The organism is Winogradskyella poriferorum (genome assembly GCF_050618035.1).
In the GTDB taxonomy this organism is placed as follows: domain Bacteria; phylum Bacteroidota; class Bacteroidia; order Flavobacteriales; family Flavobacteriaceae; genus Winogradskyella; species Winogradskyella poriferorum_A.
In genome coordinates this window covers 435,058-456,546 of record NZ_JBODPY010000004.1, presented here as the reverse complement: position 1 = coordinate 456,546, position 21,489 = coordinate 435,058, and the positions used below count along the sequence as shown (strand labels likewise).

The window sequence follows — 21,489 nt, the reverse complement described above, 5'->3', positions numbered from 1 at the left end:
TATGATTCAAAGAATTCAGACATTATATTTAATACTAGCAGTCGTAATTTCTGCAGGCTTAATTTTTGTTTTTCAACTCTGGACAAACAATGAAGGTGTTTCAGTTTTTGCTAAAGACAATTACTTGTATTTAGGCTTGTATTTTGGCTCTGCTTTATTATCTTTAATTTCGATTTTTAGTTTTAAAAATAGAAAGACTCAGTTTATGTTGGGTCGACTTAATATAATATTAAACTTTATTTTACTAGGAATCTTTGTAACTCAATCTCTAAACTTATCTGGAGAGGCTGATGTCTCTGAGAAAGGTATTGGGATTCTTCTTCCTGTTTTTTCTATTGTGTGTTTAGCCTTGGCTAACAAGGCTATTAAAAAGGATGAAGATCTTGTAAAATCTGTAGATCGATTACGTTAGAACCTAAAATCTTAGTAGTATTAGTGCGAAAAACCCAGACGCTGTCGTCTGGGTTTTTCTTTTGTTATCTTTTAAATTCTATAATTTCTAAATTTTTAATGTCCTTGCCATCAATAATAAAACGTAGCATTGTTCTTACCTTATGAAATCCATGCTTACCAATGGCTCCAGGATTCATATGTAATAGATTTATTTTTTTATCAGGAATGACCTTAAGGATATGGGAGTGACCACAAATAAATAAATCTGGAGGATTACACATCAACTCCTCTCTAACGCGACCATTATATTTTGGAGGATACCCTCCAATATGAGTTATCCATACATCAACACCTTCACAATTAAATCTGTTGTGAAGCGGAAATTCAGCTCTAATCCGACTATCGTCTATATTCCCATAAACTGCTCTCAATGGTTTGTGTTTTTTAATGGCATCAGTTACAGATAAATCACCAATATCTCCAGCATGCCAAACTTCATCAGCTTGCTTTACATATTTTAATACATCATCGTCTATATGGCTATGTGTATCGGAGAGTAGGAGTATTTTTTGCATTAAGATAATATTGTGATTATAAGTATGAAATCTGTTTATCTTTGTCTTGACAAAAGCAAAAATAGGTATTCTTTTGAGATATTTTTTAGAGCTATCATACAATGGTAAGGCTTACCATGGTTGGCAAAATCAGCCGAATGCGATAACCGTACAAGAAGTCCTCGAAAAGGCTCTAAGCACCTTGCTTGGAAGTCCTATTGCTATTGTAGGTGCAGGTCGAACAGATACAGGAGTACATGCCGCAAAAATGTATGCACATTTTGATTTTGATGCACCAATAGATTTATCTCATTTAGCATATAAGCTTAATTCTTATTTGCCAAAGGATATTGCTATTTCAAAGATTCATATGGTAAAGGATAATGCACATGCACGCTTTGATGCAAAAAGTAGGACTTATCATTACAAAGTGAGCACTCAAAAAGATGTTTTTTCATATGACTATGCCTATCAGCTTACAAAGTCATTAGATTTAAATGCAATGAATGAAGCCTGTGCTATTTTAGTTAAGTACACGGATTTTCAATGTTTTTCTAAAGTTAATACAGATGTAAAAACCTATATCTGTGAGATTAAGGAAGCCAAATGGTATGAAAAGCAAGGTAACCTATTGTTTGTAATTACAGCAGATCGATTTTTAAGAAATATGGTTAGGGCAATAGTGGGAACCATGATTAATATCGGATTGGGTAAATTGAAGCCACAGGATCTGCATGGTATAATTGAAAGTAAGGATAGAGGTGAAGCAGGCTATTCAGTCCCAGCTCAAGGATTAAGTTTAGTTGATATTGTTTATCCTCAAGAAATATTTATAGTGGATTCTGATTTAATTTCAGCATAATATGGCAGAAGAAGGAAAGAAAATATTTGATGTTTCGCTATTTAAGCGCTTGTTACAATATATAAAGCCATATCGTACTGTATTTATTGTATCGCTTGTCTGCGTAATAGGTTTAGCCATATTTGGAGCCTTAAGGCCTTACATTTTAAAAGAGGCTATTGATGTAAAGATTGCGAATAAAAAATATGATGGCTTTGTTTTTTACATGGTCATAATGCTGGCTTTATTAATATTTGAGGTGGTATCACAACTGCTCTTTATTTACTATGCTAGTTGGTTAGGACAGTCTGTGGTAAAAGATATTAGAGTTAAGCTTTTTAGGCATATGCTTAAGTTTAAAATGACTTATTTCGATAAGTCGTCTGTTGGTGTTCTCATTACACGAGCCGTGACCGATATGGAGCGTATCGCAGATATTTTTGGTCAAGGTCTGTTTATGATTTTCAGTGATATTTTAAAGATGGCTGTTGTTGCTGGATTTATGGCGTTTATCAACTTAAAATTGAGTTTAATAGTCTTTGTGGCCATGCCAATAATTGTTTTTGCAACTAAGATTTTTCAAAAGTACATGAAGCGTGCTTTTGAGGATGTAAGGACCGAAGTATCAAATTTAAATTCTTTTGTCCAAGAGCGTGTTACAGGGATGAAAATTGTTCAGCTTTTTACGCGTGAAGCTATTGAATACAAAAAGTTTAAGGCCATTAATGAGCGTCACAAAAAAGGATGGTTAAAAACCGTTTGGTATAATTCGATTTTCTTTCCAGTAGCAGAATTTGTGTCTTCGGTGACTATGGCATTAGTAATTTTAATTGGTGGTTTTAGTGTGGTGTCCTCTATTCCTGGCACTACATTAGGTGATCTTATTTCATTCACCATGTTCATCCCAATGTTGTTTAGACCATTGTATCAGATTGCAAATAAGTTCAATACACTTCAAATGGGTATGGTAGCTGCAGATCGTGTATTTAAAGTTTTAGATACGGACTCAAATATTGACGATACAGGAACACAAATTGCTAATCATTTTAAAGGCGATATCGAATTTGATAATGTAAGGTTTTCCTATATTAAAGATGAGGAAGTTTTAAAAGGTATTTCATTTAATGTTGAAGCCGGTGAAACCGTTGCTATTGTAGGCGCAACTGGTGCTGGTAAGTCTACGATTATTAATTTACTGAATCGTTTTTACGATATTGATTCTGGCACAATTAGAGTTGATGGCAACGATATAAAAGCACTTACTTTAAACTCATTGCGTAACCAAATTGCTGTGGTGTTGCAAGATGTTTTTTTGTTTGCTGATACCATATTGAATAACATTACCTTAAATAATGAATACATTACGGAAGAGGATGTAGTTACTGCAGCAAAGGCAATAGGTATTCATGAATTTATATCGAGCTTACCAGGTGGTTATCATTACAATGTTAAGGAGCGTGGTGTTATGCTTTCTTCTGGTCAACGTCAATTAATTTCGTTTTTGAGGGCGTATGTGACCAATCCTAGTATACTCATATTAGATGAGGCTACCTCCTCAGTTGATTCCTATTCAGAACAACTTATACAAGATGCGACGGACAAAATAACCAAGGGTAGAACGTCCATTATAATAGCGCATCGATTAGCAACTATCCAACAGGCTGATAAAATTATTGTTATGGATGCCGGTGAAATCGTAGAGATAGGTACACACAAATCACTAATCAAGAAAAAGGAGGGCTATTATAAAAATCTTTACGAAGTTCAGTTCTTAAAAGCTGAACCTATCTAATTATTTTTTAGGGGCAAAATCTTGAATATTTAGTTCCCCAGTTAAAAATCCAATTACGGTAATTGCGAGATAAAATCCAAAGAAAAGAATCACAAATAAGAATAAGAATACAAGTATTTGTGCAAAAAATGTAATACCCTTTAATTTACTTAGTCGGTACAATAACCACATCAGATAAATTCCTAGAATCAATAAAGAGAAGAAGGAAAAACTCATGTAATGCTCAGGTAATAAAAACATAACCAAAATTGATGGAATAGTCGTCATAAGACTGAATTCTGCCATACCATAAATGAACGTTACGGTCCTCTCAGTAAAATTATATTTAACTTCTTTTAAAATTAACCAACTAGAAATAACTAGAATTGGTATGTACGACAAAAAGAAAAAGGACGAATACTCAGATGACATATCTCCAATTTTATTTTTAGTGGCTTCATCCATACCTTGATTAAAAACATCCACATCAATATGAAAATTCGCTTTCTTCATTAAGAAAAAAGTGATACCAGAAAGCGTAAGAGCAATTCCAAGGTAACTTAAGGGATTTACATATCGTTTTCTTATACCTTTAACATAACCATCAATTACAGCCTCGGGCTTGGTTAATAAGTCTATAAACGTTCTCAGTAACTTATTATCGTAATTAAAAAAAGTTTCGCTGATATGCTCAAAGAGGTTTTTAAAGCTGAGACGATTTCGGATGACACGTCCTCCACAATTACGGCAGTAATCATCGTGTTCAGATAGTTTAGTATAGCAATTCTTACAATTCATAATTATTATTTAATGGCGCCAAAATAGCCATATAAAAACCCAGCGATAAGAATCAAAATTCCTATTATTGCTCCTATAATACCAAATGCAACCATTACCAATAGATAAAAAGCAACACCATTCCAAAAATCTAGTTGAAAGACCCGTTTTAAAGTGTAAAAATGATAGATAAAAATAAGAACGGTAACAACGCCAGATATTACTAAATAGTCTAACCCAAGAAATAAAAATAAAATATATAAAACTGCAGTGATAATGATAACCTGTGCATAGTAATAGATGTTGACGACCAAATGTTCGGTAAAATTATATTTATAGACAGGTTTTATCAAAAAATTGGTAGCCCAACTTCCAAATGCATAAAGTGGTATGGATAGGATATAAAAAACACTCTGATAATTATTTATTTCCTCGAAGCTTTCAAATTGTGAATTAATTGTAGAATTGATGGGGTTTTTAGCGCCTCCTGTAGCCGACTCAAAAGCTCTTAATGATTCAAATGTTGATTCGAGTTCAGACTTAAAAAAAGAGTTCATTAAAAAAACTTGAACACCGACAAGTGTTAATGCAAGTGCAAAATATTGCAAAACATCAATATATTTTTTCCGTGTACCATTTATATATCCATTTATCACCTGTTCTGGACACTTAAATAAATCAATAAATGTTATTAGAAGTTTATTGTCAATAGATAAAAACTGCTCGTTAACTTGTTTCGCTAAAACTGTTGGTGTTAAACGATTTTTAATGATTCGAGCACCACAATTGTCACAAAACTTTTGGTTTTGTTTTATCGATGTTTCACAATTCTTACATTTCACTAGGCCAAATCCTTTTTAATTTTTTCAATGAGGTCGTGTGTGTCTTTAAACATTTCAAAACCTCCATTTTTTATATATGAAATCTGTCCGGTTTCCTCACTTACTGCAATAGCAACAGCATCTGTTTTTTCTGTTATTCCTACCGCAGCTCTGTGTCTTAATCCAAAACGTTCAGGAATATTCTTTTCATTATTAACAGGTAGGATTACACGAGTGGCTTTTACAATGTTTTTTTCGATGATAATTGCACCATCGTGCAAAGGGCTATTTTTAAAGAATATACTTTCTATTATGGGTTGTGATACTAAAATGTTCATAGCATCACCAGTATTGATGAGAAAGTCGAGATTATTATTACGCTCAATGACAATTAATGCGCCTGTATTGGTTGCTCCCATTCTACTACAAGCATTAATAATAGCATCAACATCTGTAGTGGTTTGGTCTTCGTTCTTAAGAAACTTGAAGTTTTTAAAGATGCCTTTTTTTCCGCCGATATTGGTAGATCCTACTAGAAGGAGAAATTTTCTGATTTCGGGTTGAAAGACAACAATTAAAGCAATAATACCTACCTTCATAAAACCGTCGAAAATGCTGTAAAGCATATGCATCTGAAGGTAATCGGTTAAACGCCAAGCCAGATAGATGATTAAAATACCAATGAAGATATTTATGGCAACAGTCCCTTTAACAAGCTTATAGATGTAATAGAGGAGAATGGCAACAAGGAAGACATCGACAAAGTCTATAAATCTAAAATCCCAAAGTTGTAAATCCTCCAAGGCAGGTGCTTTTTGCTAATTTAAGAATTTAAGGTTTAAATACGAATTCAATGTTTGAGGTATTTTTTGCAAACGGTAAAAGTGAATTCTTTATATCTATATAATCTTGAAAACTAAGGTTTTCGTTAAAATATAATGATAGTTTTTTGAGGCCTGGATCTTCTTTATACGCTTCTGAAAGTGTAGCTTCAAGATTTTTAAAATTAGCTTCATAGATTTTGTTAGATAGTGATCGTATCATAATATCATCCATGCTTTCTACAATAAGATGGCAGAGTTCATTTGAGTTTTCATTTATCTCTAAGTTTTCTGTCAGAAAGGTGGTATCTGTAAAATCGATAAATCCTAAATTCTTGCTATTGGTATTATTGCAGGTAAAGTAGTTTTTTGCCGCTTCATTTTTGTGCATGGAAGCCTTACGTCTTTTATTTTGAAGATACTGTAAATGAGGAATAGCTTGTTTTAAACTTAAACGCGTGTCAACATTTACCAACCAGTTTGTTGTACCTATTAAATTTTTTCGATTAAATAAAGTAGAATCTGGTTGCGATTCATCATAAAATATATACGCTGGTGAAACGTCTAATACCTCAGTGATTTCTGCATTTTCAATTTCAGGTAGTTCTAAAACACGTTCATTTGCACAGCCAAGCAAAAGAAATGATAGAAATAACAAATAAATGGGTTTCATTAATTTGAATTGAGTTGGTTGTAAAGTGTAATACATTCATTTGCTTCTTTAACATCATGTACACGAAGTATTTTTGCTCCTTTTTGAAGGGCAACCATATTTAAGGCTGTGGTTCCATTTAAGGCCTTATCACTGGTTGTATTAAGCGTTTTATAAATCATAGATTTTCTTGATACACCAGCTAAAACAGGTTTCCCAATGATTTGAAGCAACTCCATTTTATTAAGAAGTTCAAAATTTTGTTCTAAGGTCTTGGCAAAGCCGAACCCAGGATCAACTATGATGTCATTTACCTTTGCCTCGTGAGCTAAAGCAATGCGTTCAGCAAAATAAAAGTTAATGTCTTTTACTAAATCTTCATAATCTGTTTGCTGTTGCATCGTTTGAGGCGTTCCTCGCATATGCATCATTATGTAAGGGACATTCAGTTCGCCAATGGTTGGTATCATGTTTTTGTCGATATGACCAGCTGAGATATCATTAATAATTGAGGCACCAGCTTCAATACTCTTTCGCGCTACCTCACTTCTAAACGTATCTACCGAAATAAGTGTACTTGGAAATTGTTTCAGAATTAATTCTATTACAGGAATAACACGATTGGTTTCTTCATCCACACTTACTTCTGATGCTCCTGGTCTAGAACTGTAACCACCAATATCAATAAAAGTGGCACCGTCAGAAATCATAGTTTCAACTTGATTTAGAATCTCACTTTCATCTTTGTATTTTCCACCATCGTAGAAGGAATCTGGTGTAACATTAAGTACACTCATTACTTTTGGAGTACTGATATCAATTAAATTTCCTTTACAATTTATGGTCATAATTATGGGTAAAAAACGTGGTGGTAAACTTTAAACGTCAAACTTTGAACTTCTGATTTATTTATGCGAAATTTACGGAAATTTTATGCCTTTTTAGAGTATTTAATTTTATCGCTCAACGTTAACGAGCATAATACATTTGACTAACTAATTTTATATAGCGTATTACAATAATGCAAGATACCTCAAAACAATATGATGCTGTGATAGAAAAGTGTCGCAACCTTTTTAAGAATAAGATGAGTGATTATGGAAGTGCATGGCGTATTTTGCGTTTACCCTCGTTAACAGATCAAATTTTTATAAAGGCACAACGTATTAGAAGTCTGCAACAAAACGCGGTGCGAAAAGTTGACGAAGGTGAGGCAAGCGAGTTTATTGGTATCATTAACTATTGCATTATGGCCCTTATTCAGTTAGAGAGAGGTGTTGTTGAACAACCAGATATGGATACTGATGAAGCAACTTTGCTTTATAATGAAAAGATTGAATTGACGAAGCAATTGATGTTAGACAAAAACCACGATTATGGTGAAGCCTGGCGTGATATGCGTGTGAGTTCTTTAACCGATTTAATCTTGCAAAAATTGTTACGTGTTAAGCAAATTGAAGATAATGCAGGTAAGACCTTAGTGAGTGAAGGGATTGATGCTAATTATCAAGATATGATCAATTATGCAGTTTTTGCAATGATCCATTTAGGGGAATCAAACGCTTAAGAAATAATAAGATTATGAAATTTCTAGTACAACTTAGTAGAATCTTTGTCGGAGTCCTGTTTATTATTTCTGGCTTTATAAAATTGAATGACCCTCTTGGGTTTTCTTATAAACTACAAGAATACTTTGGTGCAGATGTGTTGAACATGGAATTTTTAATTCCATATGCCTTATTAATTTCAGTTTTTGTAGTTGTCTTCGAAGTTGTACTCGGTGTATTTCTATTGATTGGGTATAAACCAAAATTTACGGTTTATAGTTTATTGGCTATGATCGTGTTCTTTACGTTTCTTACTTTTTATTCTGCATATTTTGATAAAGTAAAAGATTGTGGTTGCTTTGGAGATGCCTTAAAATTAACACCTTGGGAGAGTTTTACTAAAGATGTTATTCTCTTGGTTCTTATTCTCATCCTATTTTTTGGACTTAAACACATTAAACCGCTTTTTAAAGCTTTGCCAACAACTATTATTGCGCTATTAAGCTTTTTAATTTCGTTATGGTTTGGTTACCATGTATTGATGCATTTACCATCAATTGATTTTAGAGCATATGCTATTGGGAAAAACATTCAAGAACAAATGGTGATTCCAGAGGATGCACCAAAGCCAATTTTAGAATATACGTGGACTTTCAATGTTAATGGAGAGGAGCAAGAGTTTGTTACTAACGGAAGCTATCCATCGGTTGATGGTGAGTATATTGGTGTAGAGACTAAAACCATTGACGAAGGTTACATACCACCAATTCAAGATTTTTCTATTGAATCTAATGATGAAGATTTGACGTCCTACTTTCTAGAAAAGGATAAACTCGTAATCATAGCGATGTATAATATTACGTCTTCAGAAGATGAGGGTGTCGCTAAATTGAAGGCCTTTACTAATGATGCCATTAAAGCAGGTTACACCGTAATAGGACTGACATCATCCGGTGATGCAGAAAAGCAAAAGGTAAAACAAGAATATAATTTGAATTTTGATTTTTTCCTTTGCGACGAGAAGGTGATAAAGACCATCGTACGCTCTAATCCAGGTGTGGTTATTCTTAATAAGGGAACCGTTATGAATAAGGCACATTGGAATGATATTGAGGACCTTGAATTTTAGTTTTGGCGAGATACCTATTACATAAATTACTGTACGCCTTTATAACATTAATGGGTGTCGTTACAGTAATTTTCTTTTTGTTTACAATTCTTCCTGGAGATCCTGCTAAAATGATGCTAGGACAAAATCAATCGGCCGAACAAGTTGAAGCCGTTAAAAAAAAGTATGGTTTTGATCAGCCAATTGGTAAGCAATATCTTTATTATCTAAATGATTTGTCGCCAGTATCCTTCCACTCTAATGCTTCAGGTAATTATACCTATTTAGCACCTAAGAAATATAATGCCGTTGAGTTATGGTCTGTTGGGAATACTACCACAGTTTTAAAGACACCTTACCTTAGAGAATCCTTTACAAAGCAAGGTAAAAAAGTAACTCAGGTTATTGGAGAAACAATACCAAATACATTTGTTTTGGCAGTATCCGCAATTATGATAGCCATTACCTTAGGTATAATATTAGGAATAATATCTGCCTTGTATAAAGACACTTGGCTAGATAAACTCATACAGATATTAAGTACATTGGGTATGAGTGTTCCGTCCTTTTTTAGTGCCATATTATTTGCCTGGTTTTTTGGATTTGTCCTCCATGAAATTACAAATCTTGAAATGACAGGAAGCCTTTATGAGTTAGATGATTTTGGTGAGAAAATGACCATTCAATGGAAAAACCTTATTCTCCCAGCTTTGGTTTTAGGAATCCGACCATTAGCTGTGGTCATTCAATTAATGCGTAATTCTCTGCTAGAGGTTCTGTCTCAAGATTATATTAGAACTGCAAGAGCAAAGGGCCTCAGTGAGTTTCAGGTTATTAAGAATCATGCTGTTAAAAATGCATTGAATCCTGTAGTAACTGCAATATCTGGTTGGTTTGCTTCAATGTTAGCAGGTGCTGTCTTTGTGGAATATATATTTGGTTGGAATGGTTTGGGGAAAGAAATTGTCAATGCATTAAATACCCTTGATCTTCCTGTAATTATGGGTGCTGTACTCGTGGTTGCAATTATCTTTATAACAATAAATATTTTAGTAGATTTAATATATGCTTGGCTAGATCCGAGGGTGAAATTGTATTAGATAAATCATGAAATAAATCATTTAAGCTTCATTATGAATAGCTTATTTTTGTGATTATTAAATCAAAGTGAAATTCAATTCAAAATAAAATGAGAAGAAAAATCGTAGCTGGAAACTGGAAAATGAACAATGGACTTATTCAAACGGAATCTTTAATTGTTGAATTAAAAAAACAAACGAAAGGGTCTGACGCTGAGGTTATGATCGCGCCAACATTTACGAATTTATGGCATGCGTTCGAAGCTACTAGACAACATAATATTGAAGTTATAGCGCAAAACATGCACTTCGCAGAAAATGGAGCTTACACAGGTGAAATAAGTGCTGGGATGTTAAAAAGTATTGGAATTCAAACCGTTATTCTGGGACATAGTGAAAGACGTGCATACTTCAACGAAACTGATGAGGCTTTAGCTAAGAAAGTTGATGCTGGTTTAGCAAATGGTATGGATATCATTTTTTGTTTTGGTGAAGAATTGGCAGATCGTAAGGCTGGCAATGAGGAGGCCGTTGTGGAAAGCCAAATTAAAAATGCGCTTTTTCATTTGGGAGCCGAAGACTTTAAGCACATAATATTAGCTTATGAGCCAGTTTGGGCTATAGGAACAGGAGAAACGGCTACACCAGAACAAGCACAAGACATGCATGCTTTTATCCGTAAGACGCTTGCTTCAAAATATGGTGAAGAGGTCTCTGAATCTGTTTCTATTTTATATGGAGGTAGTGTGAAACCTAATAATGCACAAGAAATATTTTCAAAGCCAGATGTTGATGGTGGTCTTATTGGAGGCGCATCGTTGAAAGCTGAGGATTTCTATGCGATTGTAAACGCGTTTTAAAATATTTAAAATATAATTAAGCCACAAAGCATCTGCATTCTGCAGGTGCTTTTTTGTTAAGGGTATACCCTTAATAATATTATTCAGAGAATACCCTTAGATTTTTTTTACTGTAGCCAACTATCTTGCTCATATTTATTGTATTGATTAAATGTTGGTTTTTAGTAATTTAATCTACTTTTATAGGAACTCATAAATACCTTCTAATCGTTTTGAGATATAAGATTTTATTTTTTTGGTGCTTTATTTCTTTAATGGGAACCGCACAAGACATTGAAGTCTATAAGGATAGTATAGCTCTAGAACTACAAGGCATTAAGTCAGATAGTCTGAAAGCGACGCGCTTTTACAGAGAGTCTACTAATGCTTTGAGACGTTATAATGATTTAGGATTAAGTAGGATATATCTTGATAGTGCAATGTACTATTCGAAGCAATCTGGATTCAAGGATTCAGAGGCTAAATGTCATTTTTTATATGGCTTATTAGAACGTGTAAGTGGTAATAATGAGGTTGCCTTGGGTCATTTGGAAAAGAATATTAAATATTTTGAGAAAGACTCCACCAATAAGGCATATGCATTATTTCAAGTTGCTATCATACATCGTAATCTTGGTGATTATGAGAAAAGTCTAGGGAAATATTTAGAGATCTTAAAAATATTTGAGCATAAAAAAGATTCTTCAGCAATGGCCTCAACATATAACAGTATTGCTAATATTTATGGTGATATGGATAGATATGAAGAATCGGTTGCCAATTATAAGAGCGCAGGCGCCATCTTTAAGGCTAAAAATGATCAGCGTAATCAAGTCAATACTTTAAATAATATGGCTGAAATATATTTGCGAATGAAGGATACGATAGCCTCTAGAAATTATGCGTATCAATCATTAGAAATTGCTCAGCAGATAAAGGAAGATTTGGCTTTGGGAGGCGCATATTATGCTATTGGTAGATCATTTCTTAGTTCTGATAAAAATAGAGCTTTAAGTAATTATTTAAAGGCAAAAACCTATTATGAACGCATAAACTATGTTGGGAAATTAGTTCCTCTATACAATGATTTAGGTCGTTTTTATAAGAATGAAAATAATATTCCACAATCTGTACTATTTTATAACAAAGCTCTTGATATACTGCGAGAATCTAGCGACTTATTAGATATTAAAAACACCTATGAAGGATTGTCTGATAATTATGCGTTGAATAATAATTTCAAAAAAGCTTACGAGTTTCAGTCTTTATATATTGTTACCAAGGATTCACTTTTTAACGAGCAAAACATTAAATCCATTAATCAACTTCAGAAACAGTTTGAAACTGAGAAAAAGGATAAAGAAATTGCTACGCAGCAGTTAGAAATTCAAAAACAGGAAGCAGAAATTCAGAAAAAGAAAACGGTTCAAAATTACATGCTTGGTGCTATTGGATTCCTAATAATAGGTGCTCTACTAATATGGGCTGTGTATAAACAGAAGCAGAAACGAAAAGAGCAAGAGTTTTTGACCTTAAAGCGAGAATATCAAATTAGGTCTTTGGAAGCACTTATCGAAGGAGAAGAAAAAGAACGCTTTAGAATAGCTAAAGAATTACATGATGGTGTTAATGGTGATTTATCAGCTATAAAATACAAGTTATCTTCCTTAATTGAAATGAACAATAAGGTAATTCACGAAGCTATTAATATGATAGATGACTCGTGTAAACAAGTACGAGCAATTTCTCATAACTTAGTGCCTCCTTCCTTAGAAAAATTTAGTTTAGTTGAAGCTGTTGAAGCGTATTGCAATAGTATGAATGTAGCTAATGAAGTGGAGATTACGTTTCAGGCTGTAGGTGAGGAATTTACCTTAACTAAGAAGGCAGAAATAAATATCTTAAGGATTATACAGGAATTGGTTTCTAACAGTGTAAAGCATGCAAAGGCGAATGAAATTAATGTACAAGTTAGTTTTCAGTCGCAGATCTTACAGGTAACTGTTGAGGATGATGGAATAGGTTTTAAAAAGGATGATGTTGATGATAAAGGCATTGGTTTAGCTAATATTGATTCTAGAATTCAATACTTAAATGCAGAATTAGATTTTATGTCTAATAATAAAGGAACTTCTTATACTTTTGAAATTGACTTAAACAAACTAGATGAGTATTAATGTAGCTATAACTGATGACCATGAAATGGTATTGCATGGTATTAAAAGTATGCTTCAAGAAACTGATGAGGTAAATATTGTTGCTGCTTTTCCTGATGCCAATTCAACTTTGAATGGAATTTCATCATCACATGTAGAGGTATTATTACTAGATATAAATTTACCAGATATTAATGGCATAGATCTTAGTAAACAACTACTTAGACAATATCCAAATTTAAAAATTATAGCATTAACAAATTTTGATGATGCCTCATTTGCGAAGCGAATGCTTAAAAATGGAGTCCATGGATATCTGCTAAAAAATACGGATAAGTTAGAGATACTAAAGGCCCTTAAAACAGTGCTTTCGGGTGATATTTATTTGCACAAGGCTATAAAAGATAAACTACTTTATCAAAATTCTAAACCTAAATCTAGTAATGGCTTAAATGTCAAATTAACGCGCCGAGAAAAAGAAGTTTTATTAGCGATCTCAGAGGAACTAACTACTCGAGAAATCTCAGAAAAGCTATTTATCAGTCCTAAGACTGTTGAAACACACCGTTCGAACATCATGCTTAAGTTTGGTGCAAAAAATAGTATTGGTATCATTAAGGTAGCCCTTGAGCACGGTTTACTTTAATTTAGATTTCGTCTGGTATAATTCAAATCTAAGGGTATACTACTAAATTATTATTTAAGGGAATACCCTTAAATGTATCCTTCTCGTTCAATTTAATTTTAAAACATCAAACAATCTTCATCTTAATGATGTTTTAAAACAAAAAAAATGAAAACAATTACACGTCTTAAAAGTTTGCCTCAAATCATTACCCTTTGTCTTTTTATCAATTGTGTTATGCATCTAAATGCTCAGGTTTATAATGGGGATTTAACCTTGAATTCTCAGTCAGATGTAGATAATTTTAGCTATTCTGAAGTCACTGGAAACTTAATTATCATTGAAAATTCAGCAACACCAATTTCTAATTTAACTACTCTTAGTACACTAACTCAAGTTGGTGGAAATCTATTTGTTAATAACAATACTCAGCTTACAGATGTTGCTGGTTTGTCTGGTTTAACAACCATTGGTGGAAGTCTTCAGTTTTATGGCAATAATAGTCTTACTTCGCTAACAGGTCTCAATAACTTGGCAAGTGTCGGCAGTGGGATTACTATAAATAATAATGATTCATTAACCTCATTGTCCGCTTTAAACGCGGTTAGTTCTAGTAACAATATAGTTGTTATTCAGGGTAATGATATCTTATCAGATGCAGACGGTTTAAATGCCATTCAAAATGCGAATACAGTAACCATTTCATACAATAATGGTTTACAAACTATAAGTGGTTTTACTGGTTTGCAAACTTTAGAAAGTATTACGATTAACAATAACGCTATAACTTCTATTTCTGGTTTTAATGTTCTTTCAACTGTACAGAATTCACTCACAATAAATGAAGATATTAGTAGCCTAAACTTTTTGAGTCAGTTAACTACTGTCGGTGACGACTTAACATTTTCAAATACAGCTTTGATAAATTTTAGTGGGTTGTCAAGTTTAAGTAGTGTTGGTGGATTAGCCTTATTATATAATAACTCTCTTTTATCTTTAGTTGGATTGGAAAATATTACAAGTCTGTCTAAAGCATTGTATTTATTCGATAATACTAGTATCACAAGCTTAGATGGTTTAGATAACTTAACGGCTATTGGAGAGGACATTAGTTTGCAATTTAACGACAGTCTTACAGATTTAAGTGCATTGACTAACGCTACAGTTGGCGGTAGCTTATTTATTTCATATAATAATTCTCTTAGTAGTCTAGACGGCTTACAAGGTATTACTCAATTAATCTCCTTACATATTTATAATAATTTATCCCTTTCTGACTTAACAGGGTTGTCAAGTTTAGTTACAACTACTAGTTATTTTCTAATAGAAGACAATCCGTCGTTATCTGATTTCTCGGGGTTTGGGAATTTAGTTTCCATAGGAGGTTATGCTTCTATAGAAGGCAATACCTCATTAACTTCATTAAGTGGAATCAATAATTTAGTATCAATTGGTGGTGGTTTGAGCATAGATATGAACAATGACATCATAAGTTTAACAGGACTGGAATCGCTAAGTTCAATAGGAGGAAACTTCTATCTAAGAGATTCGGATTTAACCTCAATAGCAGCATTAAGTAATTTAATGTCTATTGGCGGTGATGTTACTATCAGAGGTGAAGTTTTGAATTCACTTACGGGATTTGAGGGTTTAACGAGTCTACCAGGAGCATTAGAAATTTCCTTTTCTAATGTATTGACAGATTTAACAGGATTGGACAATATAACGAGTGTCGGAGGAGAATTAACAATAAATAACAATGCCAACTTAACCACATTAATGGGATTAGAGGCTTTGACCTCCATTGGACAGTGTCTCACAATAAAAGGTAATACGTCATTAATAAATTTAGAAGGTCTCAATAATGTTAACTCTATTGGCGCTTGTTTTTTCTATGGACCAGGCCGTAGCACTAGTAATTTTAATAGTATTGCAATAACTATTGGTGGTTTTTTTGCTAATGAAGGTAATGGGAATCTCTACGATTTGTGTGCTTTGTCAAGTCTAATTGCAAGTGTTGAAGTTTCGGAGAGTGAGCTTATCATTGCTAATAATCTGTATAACCCAAGCTATTTAGAAGTTCAGAGCACTTCATCATGCGCAAATGCCGCATTGTCAATTGAAGAGGTTATGCTTGATGAAATACATATTTATCCGAATCCTGTTGTTGATGTATTAAATGTAGAATTACCATTTTCTGGTAATTTTGAAACAAGTAACACCAATTTTTCAATCTACGATCTGTCAGGCAAATTGGTAATACATGTAGATCAATTATCGCAGTCAACAATCAATCTTTCTCAGTTAAATCCTGGTGTTTATTTTTATGTACTTGAAGTTTCTGATTTGACAGTAATTAATGGGAAAATCCTTAAAAAATAGATTCGGTAAATTTTTAAAATAGATTGTTAAGTAAGGTTAGGTTTTATAGGACTTAACTTTACTTTTTTATTAATTAAAACAATAGAAATAGATTGATAATTGAACCTTATGTTACTTGAGTTAAGTTCGATGTTCAAATAATCTTTAGTATAAGAGTTTTTAATGAATTCTTAGGGTTTAATTTGCCTTATCTTTGTCAAACTACATAATAGTAATATGACAAACAATATTTATATAGGCTACGATTTTAAGATTGAACCACTTCAACCTGCATCTGAGATTCTAATTGCTGAGCTTGGTTTGGTGGGTTTTGAAAGCTTTGTGGAGAATAATGAAGGTGTAACAGCTTATATTCAAAAAGAACATTGGGACTCGTTTATTTTAGAGGACATTCAGATTTTAAAATCTGATGAGTTTAGTATTAGCTATAGTTTTAATGAAATAAAGCAAACCAATTGGAATGCGGAGTGGGAGAAAAACTTTAATCCTATTGTTGTAGACAATTTGGTTACTGTTCGAGCTCCATTTCATGACGCTCCAGATACGAAATACGATATCATTATAGAACCCAAAATGAGTTTTGGGACAGGTCATCATGAAACCACCCATATGATGATTCAACATATTTTAAAGAATGACTTTAAGAATAAATCTGTGTTGGATATGGGTTGTGGCACAGGAGTGCTCGCAATACTTGCTGAAAAAGTAGGTGCAACCCGTTTAGATGCAATTGATATTGATAATTGGTGCTATATAAACAGTCTTGAAAATGTTGATAGAAATAATTGTAAGAACATTTCTGTTTTTGAAGGTGATACTTCCCTATTAAATAGTCAATCTTATGATGTTATAATTGCCAATATAAATCGAAATATTCTACTCGCCGATATACCAACTTATGTAGCGCATCTCAGTGAGAATGGGATCCTTCTCTTAAGTGGATTCTATGAAATTGATATTCCTTTAATTGAGAAAGCATGTAATACTCACATGTTAAAATTGAAAGAAACTATAAAAAGAGGGGATTGGGTATCTTTAAAATTCATAAATTAGTCTTGTTATGAGTCCTAAAGAAAAACAATCAGAAGAACTACTACTAGACGAGCAAGTTGTGAATCAAAACGAAATTGTTTTGTTCAACGATGATGTGAATACGTTTGAGCATGTAATAGATACCTTAATTTATGCTTGTGATCATACACCGGAGCAGGCCGAACAATGCTCAATTATTGTGCATTACAAAGGTAAGTGTACCGTGAAAACAGGGCCTTATGAGGATTTAAAACCGAGATGCTCAAAACTATTGGAAGCCGGATTAAGTGCCGAAATTGTATAAAAAACCGCCTTTAAGCGGTTTTATTTATTTTGATACTCTTCCTACAGCACAACTCACGAAGGATTTCGCTTTTTTAGGTAAGGGGTTAGCCTCACCTTCGACTGGATATCCTAAGTTCGATAATTTTTTTTTCGCGGAAGCTAGTGCTTCACGAGAATTATATATAAAGCTTACTTGGTCTGTTTCATTACTAACTTCAACCTTATCAATTCCAGTGAGTTTAGAAAGTTGAGTTGTAATGGTATTTGCACAACCATGACATTTTAAGTTTTGTATTTTAATCGATGCAGACGTCATTTTATTCGCTTTTAATTTTACAAGTGCTTATTCCAAAAACACGATATAGAGGGCAGAAGTTTATTAAACTTGTAATTAAAAATATAATTGCAACAGCCATTAGTATATAGGCTAATGTACCTTCAATGATATTAAAATAGTAAAGTGCCGCTACTGCTACAGCAATCAGCGTTCTTATACCTTTGTCTGTGTTACTCATGTTTTTTTTCATATTGTTTGATTTAAAGTGTTGATGGACAAACAAAGTCAGTAGTAGGTAAATCTGTTTTTTGAATGGCTCCAAATCCACCTGCTATATCAACTAAATTTTGAAAACCTCTAGCCTTTAGTATTGAAGCTGCTATTACGGATCTATAACCACCAGCACAGTGAACATAATACGTTTTATCTCTATCTACTTCATTCATTTGTTCATTGATATAATCTAGTGCAAAATGTTGCGCATTTTCGAGATGCATGGATTTATATTCACCATCTTTTCGTACATCGAGAATATTAAGATCGTTTGAATTTGCTCTATTTGCAAACTCTTCTGCAGATATAGATTCTAAAGTTTCTGTCTCCTTACCTGCTTTTTTCCAAGCGTCTATACCTCCTTCTAAATAACCTAGGGTATTATCATAGCCTACTCTTGATAGCCTTGTTACGGCTTCCGCCGATTTACCTTCTGGTACAACCAATAGTATAGGTTGTTTTATGTCGGTAATTAAAGCACCGACCCATGGAGCAAACTGCCCTTTGAGGCCAATGAAAATAGAATTAGGAATATGTTCTTTTACAAAATCATCTTGGTGTCTCACGTCGAGTATTAATGCAGACTCATGGTTTGCTAAAGCTTCAAATTCTTCTGGTGTTAATGGTGTGTCGCCTGTGTTTAAAATAGTATCAAACGCATCATAACCCATTTTATTCATCATGGCATTCTTTGCAAAATATTGTGGTGGAGGTGCAATACCATCTAATACCTCTTTTACAAATTCTGCCTTAGTCATATCTGCTCTCAAAGCATAATTAGTCCTCTTTTGTTCACCCAAAACACCAACTGTTTCTTTGCTAAGGTTTTTGCCACACGCAGAACCAGCGCCATGAGCAGGATAAACAATGACGTCATCAGATAAGGTCATAATCTTATTTCTAAGGGAGTCATATAACATGGCTGCCAAATCCTCCTTAGTGAGGTCAGATTTTATGGCAAGATCTGGACGACCAACATCTCCTAAAAACAAGGTGTCACCAGAAAATATAGCATGATCTTTACCATCCTCATCGATCAATAAATAAGTAACCGATTCTAGAGTGTGACCAGGTGTGTGTAAAACTTTAATAGTGATCTTTCCTAATTTGAGTTCCTCACCATCTTTTGCAGAATGTATGGCGTAGTCTGTACTTGCTCCAGGACCAAATACGATTGTAGCGCCAGTTTTTTTAGCTAAATCAACATGGCCAGAAACAAAATCTGCATGAAAATGTGTTTCTAAAATGTACTTTATTTTCGCGTTATTTTTATTTGCGATATCAACATATTGTTGTGTTTCTCTCAACGGATCAATTATAGCAACTTCACCATCTGACTCAATGTAATAAGCACCTTGTGCTAAACATCCTGTATATAATTGTTCAATTTTCATTTTTAGTTTTTTTAGTCATACAAAGTTACAAAACTCCAATTCTCGAAATGTGACATTTATCACATAGTCCTACAAGAGCTCTTTATACAAAATATATAAGGCCATAATAAGTGTAAAATAACCAAAGCCTTTTTTTAATTTTTTACCACTAATAAATTTAGACATCCAAACTCCAATAATTATTCCAATGATGGATAGGATTGTAAAAATAATTAGGAAATTCCAATCAATTTCAAGATTGGTAACATCACCTAAAAATCCAATTAAAGACTTAATGGCAATAATAAAAAGTGACGTACCAACAGCAGTTTTCATGGGTAGTTTAGCCAATAGAACTAACGCTGGAATGATTAAGAAACCACCACCTGCACCAACAATTCCTGTTAGAACACCAACACCAATTCCTTCCAATCCGATTAAAGGGTAATTATATTTTATTTCAATATTAGTTGTATCAGTTGAGATTTCCTTTCTGTCTTTAATCATAGAAAGGCTTGCTAACAGCATAATAAGTGCAAAAAAGACCATGATAAAAATAGAATTAGTGATATCATAATCACCAATTGAGAAAACGACATCAGGAATCATAGGTACTAAAAATCGTCGCGTTAAATACACAGCTATAAAGGCAGGTATAGAAAATATGATGGCTGTCTTTATATCAACCAGTCCTTTTTTAAAATTCTGATAAGCACCAATTAACGAGGTTACACCTACTACAAAAAGTGAGTAGGCTGTTGCTGTTATAGGATTCAGCCCAATGAGATAGACGAGGATTGGAACAGTAAGAATAGAACCACCTCCACCAATAAGACCAAGCACTAAACCTACAATGACTGCACCTAGATATCCTAAGATCTCAATGACATCCATTAGTGTGGTAATTTGTCTTTAATTATTCCGTAGGTATATGTACCAGCTATTGCAGCAACAATTACAATAAGCATTGTATATACACCTGTACCAACAAGAATGTACATAGGTCCTGGGCAAGCTCCACAAAGTGCCCAACCCAATCCAAAGATGCTACCACCAATAAGATATCTACTTAATCCTTTAGCTTTTTTGGGTACACTTAAGTAAGTACCTTCTGTAGTTTTAACGTGTTTTTTCTTTGCGAAAAGTAAAAGGATTACACCTGTGATCACTGCAGTTCCAATTATACCATACATGTGGAAAGATTGAAACTTAAACATTTCAAAAATACGATACCATGAAACGGCCTCAGATTTAACTAATACAATACCGAAAAAGATACCAACTAAAAAGAATTTAATGTATTTGCTCATATCAAAATAGAATTGGGTAAATAAAATGAATCATAATTAGGCCACCGATAAAGAAACCTATCACGGCGATTAATGATGGTAATTGAAGACTGCTTAATCCTGTTATTGCGTGCCCAGACGTACATCCGCCTGCATAACGCGTACCAAATCCAACTAAAAATCCACCTATTAAAAGTATACTCATACCTTTAATGCTTACCACATTATCCCAGCTGAATAATTCAGGTGGTAATAAGCTTACACCAGCATTTTCAAAACCTAAAGTATTTAAGTCTTTAATGGTATTTTCGCTGAGTTGTATATCAATAGGATTGGATAGAAACTGGTGCGCTATAAAACCACCAACTATTGCACCTAAGACAACAACCAAATTCCATCTTTGACTTTTCCAGTCAAAATCAAAGAACTTTACTTTTTTACCGGCACCACCAATTGCACATAAAGTTCTTAAGTTGGAGGACATACCAAAGGTGCGCCCAAAATAAAGCAGTAAAAACATAACTATGGCAATCAGTGGACCTGATACATACCATGGCCATGGGTTTAAAATATAATCCATACAATAATTTTATG

At 33.5% G+C, this 21,489-nt stretch carries 24 protein-coding genes; 12 read left to right on the top strand and 12 right to left on the bottom strand.

Translation table 11 applies throughout. The features are described 5' to 3' along the window. The first annotated feature begins 1 nt into the window (after position 1). Positions 2–412 (top strand): DUF4293 domain-containing protein, encoded by a 411-nt coding sequence (locus tag ACRHOC_RS11875; protein WP_431158858.1) that lies wholly within the window; start codon positions 2–4, stop codon positions 410–412. A gap of 64 nt (positions 413–476) precedes the next feature. Here the strand turns inward: ACRHOC_RS11875 and ACRHOC_RS11870 are convergent, their stop codons facing one another. Then, complete coding sequence (locus ACRHOC_RS11870; RefSeq protein WP_431158857.1) at positions 477–968, bottom strand: metallophosphoesterase family protein; 492 nt, start codon at positions 966–968, stop codon at positions 477–479. A 73-nt stretch (positions 969–1,041) separates the two neighbouring features. Here ACRHOC_RS11870 and truA point away from each other — a divergent pair, with 73 nt between their 5' ends. Next, the gene (gene truA, locus ACRHOC_RS11865; protein ID WP_431158871.1) at positions 1,042–1,809 is read left to right on the top strand and encodes a tRNA pseudouridine(38-40) synthase TruA; all 768 of its coding nucleotides are present in this window, start codon (positions 1,042–1,044) and stop codon (positions 1,807–1,809) included. A 1-nt stretch (position 1,810) separates the two neighbouring features. Further along, positions 1,811–3,580, top strand: a complete 1,770-nt coding sequence (locus tag ACRHOC_RS11860; RefSeq protein ID WP_431158856.1) for an ABC transporter ATP-binding protein — start codon at positions 1,811–1,813, stop codon at positions 3,578–3,580. Here ACRHOC_RS11860 and ACRHOC_RS11855 read toward each other — a convergent pair whose 3' ends face one another. Genes ACRHOC_RS11855 through folP form a run of 5 tightly spaced genes read right to left on the bottom strand, consistent with a single transcriptional unit; the run spans position 3,581 to position 7,478 of the window. Continuing rightward, positions 3,581–4,357, bottom strand: coding sequence for a DUF3667 domain-containing protein (locus ACRHOC_RS11855; protein ID WP_431158855.1), 777 nt, complete (start codon positions 4,355–4,357; stop codon positions 3,581–3,583). Positions 4,358–4,362: 5 nt separating this feature from the next. Beyond that, positions 4,363–5,178 carry a DUF3667 domain-containing protein gene (locus ACRHOC_RS11850; protein WP_431158854.1) on the bottom strand — a complete coding sequence of 272 codons (816 nt, stop codon included), beginning with the start codon at positions 5,176–5,178 and terminating at the stop codon, positions 4,363–4,365. Then, a complete protein-coding gene (gene cdaA, locus ACRHOC_RS11845) occupies positions 5,178–5,960 on the bottom strand; it encodes a diadenylate cyclase CdaA (protein ID WP_431158853.1) in 783 nt (260 codons plus the stop codon). The genes ACRHOC_RS11850 and cdaA overlap by 1 nt, the downstream gene beginning before the upstream one ends. Positions 5,961–5,988: 28 nt before the next feature. Continuing rightward, positions 5,989–6,651 (bottom strand): hypothetical protein, encoded by a 663-nt coding sequence (locus tag ACRHOC_RS11840; RefSeq protein ID WP_431158852.1) that lies wholly within the window; start codon positions 6,649–6,651, stop codon positions 5,989–5,991. Continuing rightward, positions 6,651–7,478, bottom strand: coding sequence for a dihydropteroate synthase (gene folP, locus ACRHOC_RS11835; protein WP_431158851.1), 828 nt, complete (start codon positions 7,476–7,478; stop codon positions 6,651–6,653). Before folP ends, ACRHOC_RS11840 begins: the two co-directional genes overlap by 1 nt. 173 nt (positions 7,479–7,651) lie before the next feature. Here folP and ACRHOC_RS11830 point away from each other — a divergent pair, with 173 nt between their 5' ends. From ACRHOC_RS11830 to ACRHOC_RS11790, 9 genes are all read left to right on the top strand, one after another. Further along, positions 7,652–8,197, top strand: coding sequence for a DUF1599 domain-containing protein (locus tag ACRHOC_RS11830; RefSeq protein ID WP_431158850.1), 546 nt, complete (start codon positions 7,652–7,654; stop codon positions 8,195–8,197). 14 nt (positions 8,198–8,211) lie between these two features. Next, on the top strand, positions 8,212–9,306 hold the full coding sequence (locus ACRHOC_RS11825; protein ID WP_431158849.1) for a BT_3928 family protein: 1,095 nt from the start codon (positions 8,212–8,214) through the stop codon (positions 9,304–9,306). Positions 9,307–9,308: 2 nt separating this feature from the next. Beyond that, complete coding sequence (locus ACRHOC_RS11820) at positions 9,309–10,385, top strand: ABC transporter permease (RefSeq protein ID WP_431158848.1); 1,077 nt, start codon at positions 9,309–9,311, stop codon at positions 10,383–10,385. Between the two features lie 89 nt (positions 10,386–10,474). After that, complete coding sequence (gene tpiA, locus ACRHOC_RS11815) at positions 10,475–11,224, top strand: triose-phosphate isomerase (RefSeq protein WP_431158847.1); 750 nt, start codon at positions 10,475–10,477, stop codon at positions 11,222–11,224. Positions 11,225–11,478: 254 nt separating this feature from the next. Continuing rightward, a complete protein-coding gene (locus tag ACRHOC_RS11810) occupies positions 11,479–13,380 on the top strand; it encodes a tetratricopeptide repeat-containing sensor histidine kinase (RefSeq protein WP_431158846.1) in 1,902 nt (633 codons plus the stop codon). Further along, complete coding sequence (locus ACRHOC_RS11805) at positions 13,370–14,005, top strand: response regulator (RefSeq protein WP_431158845.1); 636 nt, start codon at positions 13,370–13,372, stop codon at positions 14,003–14,005. Before ACRHOC_RS11810 ends, ACRHOC_RS11805 begins: the two co-directional genes overlap by 11 nt. Before the next feature lie 147 nt (positions 14,006–14,152). Beyond that, on the top strand, positions 14,153–16,366 hold the full coding sequence (locus ACRHOC_RS11800; RefSeq protein WP_431158844.1) for a T9SS type A sorting domain-containing protein: 2,214 nt from the start codon (positions 14,153–14,155) through the stop codon (positions 16,364–16,366). A 216-nt stretch (positions 16,367–16,582) separates the two neighbouring features. Continuing rightward, complete coding sequence (gene prmA, locus ACRHOC_RS11795) at positions 16,583–17,419, top strand: 50S ribosomal protein L11 methyltransferase (RefSeq protein WP_431158843.1); 837 nt, start codon at positions 16,583–16,585, stop codon at positions 17,417–17,419. A gap of 7 nt (positions 17,420–17,426) precedes the next feature. Then, entirely contained in the window at positions 17,427–17,702 is a 276-nt protein-coding gene (locus ACRHOC_RS11790; RefSeq protein WP_431158842.1) for an ATP-dependent Clp protease adaptor ClpS, read from the top strand. A gap of 24 nt (positions 17,703–17,726) precedes the next feature. Here ACRHOC_RS11790 and ACRHOC_RS11785 read toward each other — a convergent pair whose 3' ends face one another. The 6 genes from ACRHOC_RS11785 to ACRHOC_RS11760 form a co-directional block, all read right to left on the bottom strand. Further along, a complete protein-coding gene (locus ACRHOC_RS11785) occupies positions 17,727–17,999 on the bottom strand; it encodes a heavy-metal-associated domain-containing protein (protein WP_431158841.1) in 273 nt (90 codons plus the stop codon). 1 nt (position 18,000) lies between these two features. Continuing rightward, entirely contained in the window at positions 18,001–18,210 is a 210-nt protein-coding gene (locus tag ACRHOC_RS11780; RefSeq protein ID WP_431158840.1) for a YgaP family membrane protein, read from the bottom strand. A gap of 10 nt (positions 18,211–18,220) precedes the next feature. Then, a complete protein-coding gene (locus tag ACRHOC_RS11775) occupies positions 18,221–19,627 on the bottom strand; it encodes an MBL fold metallo-hydrolase (protein ID WP_431158839.1) in 1,407 nt (468 codons plus the stop codon). A 69-nt stretch (positions 19,628–19,696) separates the two neighbouring features. Further along, positions 19,697–20,500: a sulfite exporter TauE/SafE family protein gene (locus tag ACRHOC_RS11770; RefSeq protein ID WP_431158838.1), complete on the bottom strand. Its 804-nt coding sequence runs from the start codon at positions 20,498–20,500 to the stop codon at positions 19,697–19,699. Continuing rightward, positions 20,500–20,916 (bottom strand): DUF6691 family protein, encoded by a 417-nt coding sequence (locus ACRHOC_RS11765; RefSeq protein ID WP_431158837.1) that lies wholly within the window; start codon positions 20,914–20,916, stop codon positions 20,500–20,502. Before ACRHOC_RS11765 ends, ACRHOC_RS11770 begins: the two co-directional genes overlap by 1 nt. A gap of 1 nt (position 20,917) precedes the next feature. Next, positions 20,918–21,475, bottom strand: a complete 558-nt coding sequence (locus tag ACRHOC_RS11760) for a YeeE/YedE family protein (protein WP_431158836.1) — start codon at positions 21,473–21,475, stop codon at positions 20,918–20,920. Positions 21,476–21,489: the final 14 nt, after the last annotated feature.

Excerpts from the sequence above, each read along its gene's own strand:
- ACRHOC_RS11875 (WP_431158858.1), top strand. The coding sequence starts at position 2 with ATGATTCAAAGAATTCAGACATTATATTTAATACTAGCAGTCGTAATT.
- ACRHOC_RS11870 (WP_431158857.1), bottom strand. The coding sequence starts at position 968 with ATGCAAAAAATACTCCTACTCTCCGATACACATAGCCATATAGACGAT.
- ACRHOC_RS11860 (WP_431158856.1), top strand. The coding sequence starts at position 1,811 with ATGGCAGAAGAAGGAAAGAAAATATTTGATGTTTCGCTATTTAAGCGC.
- ACRHOC_RS11855 (WP_431158855.1), bottom strand. The coding sequence starts at position 4,357 with ATGAATTGTAAGAATTGCTATACTAAACTATCTGAACACGATGATTAC.
- ACRHOC_RS11840 (WP_431158852.1), bottom strand. The coding sequence starts at position 6,651 with ATGAAACCCATTTATTTGTTATTTCTATCATTTCTTTTGCTTGGCTGT.
- folP (WP_431158851.1), bottom strand. The coding sequence starts at position 7,478 with ATGACCATAAATTGTAAAGGAAATTTAATTGATATCAGTACTCCAAAA.
- ACRHOC_RS11830 (WP_431158850.1), top strand. The coding sequence starts at position 7,652 with ATGCAAGATACCTCAAAACAATATGATGCTGTGATAGAAAAGTGTCGC.
- ACRHOC_RS11825 (WP_431158849.1), top strand. The coding sequence starts at position 8,212 with ATGAAATTTCTAGTACAACTTAGTAGAATCTTTGTCGGAGTCCTGTTT.
- tpiA (WP_431158847.1), top strand. The coding sequence starts at position 10,475 with ATGAGAAGAAAAATCGTAGCTGGAAACTGGAAAATGAACAATGGACTT.
- ACRHOC_RS11810 (WP_431158846.1), top strand. The coding sequence starts at position 11,479 with ATGGGAACCGCACAAGACATTGAAGTCTATAAGGATAGTATAGCTCTA.
- ACRHOC_RS11805 (WP_431158845.1), top strand. The coding sequence starts at position 13,370 with ATGAGTATTAATGTAGCTATAACTGATGACCATGAAATGGTATTGCAT.
- ACRHOC_RS11800 (WP_431158844.1), top strand. The coding sequence starts at position 14,153 with ATGAAAACAATTACACGTCTTAAAAGTTTGCCTCAAATCATTACCCTT.
- prmA (WP_431158843.1), top strand. The coding sequence starts at position 16,583 with ATGACAAACAATATTTATATAGGCTACGATTTTAAGATTGAACCACTT.
- ACRHOC_RS11790 (WP_431158842.1), top strand. The coding sequence starts at position 17,427 with ATGAGTCCTAAAGAAAAACAATCAGAAGAACTACTACTAGACGAGCAA.
- ACRHOC_RS11785 (WP_431158841.1), bottom strand. The coding sequence starts at position 17,999 with ATGACGTCTGCATCGATTAAAATACAAAACTTAAAATGTCATGGTTGT.
- ACRHOC_RS11780 (WP_431158840.1), bottom strand. The coding sequence starts at position 18,210 with ATGAAAAAAAACATGAGTAACACAGACAAAGGTATAAGAACGCTGATT.
- ACRHOC_RS11775 (WP_431158839.1), bottom strand. The coding sequence starts at position 19,627 with ATGAAAATTGAACAATTATATACAGGATGTTTAGCACAAGGTGCTTAT.
- ACRHOC_RS11770 (WP_431158838.1), bottom strand. The coding sequence starts at position 20,500 with ATGGATGTCATTGAGATCTTAGGATATCTAGGTGCAGTCATTGTAGGT.
- ACRHOC_RS11765 (WP_431158837.1), bottom strand. The coding sequence starts at position 20,916 with ATGAGCAAATACATTAAATTCTTTTTAGTTGGTATCTTTTTCGGTATT.
- ACRHOC_RS11760 (WP_431158836.1), bottom strand. The coding sequence starts at position 21,475 with ATGGATTATATTTTAAACCCATGGCCATGGTATGTATCAGGTCCACTG.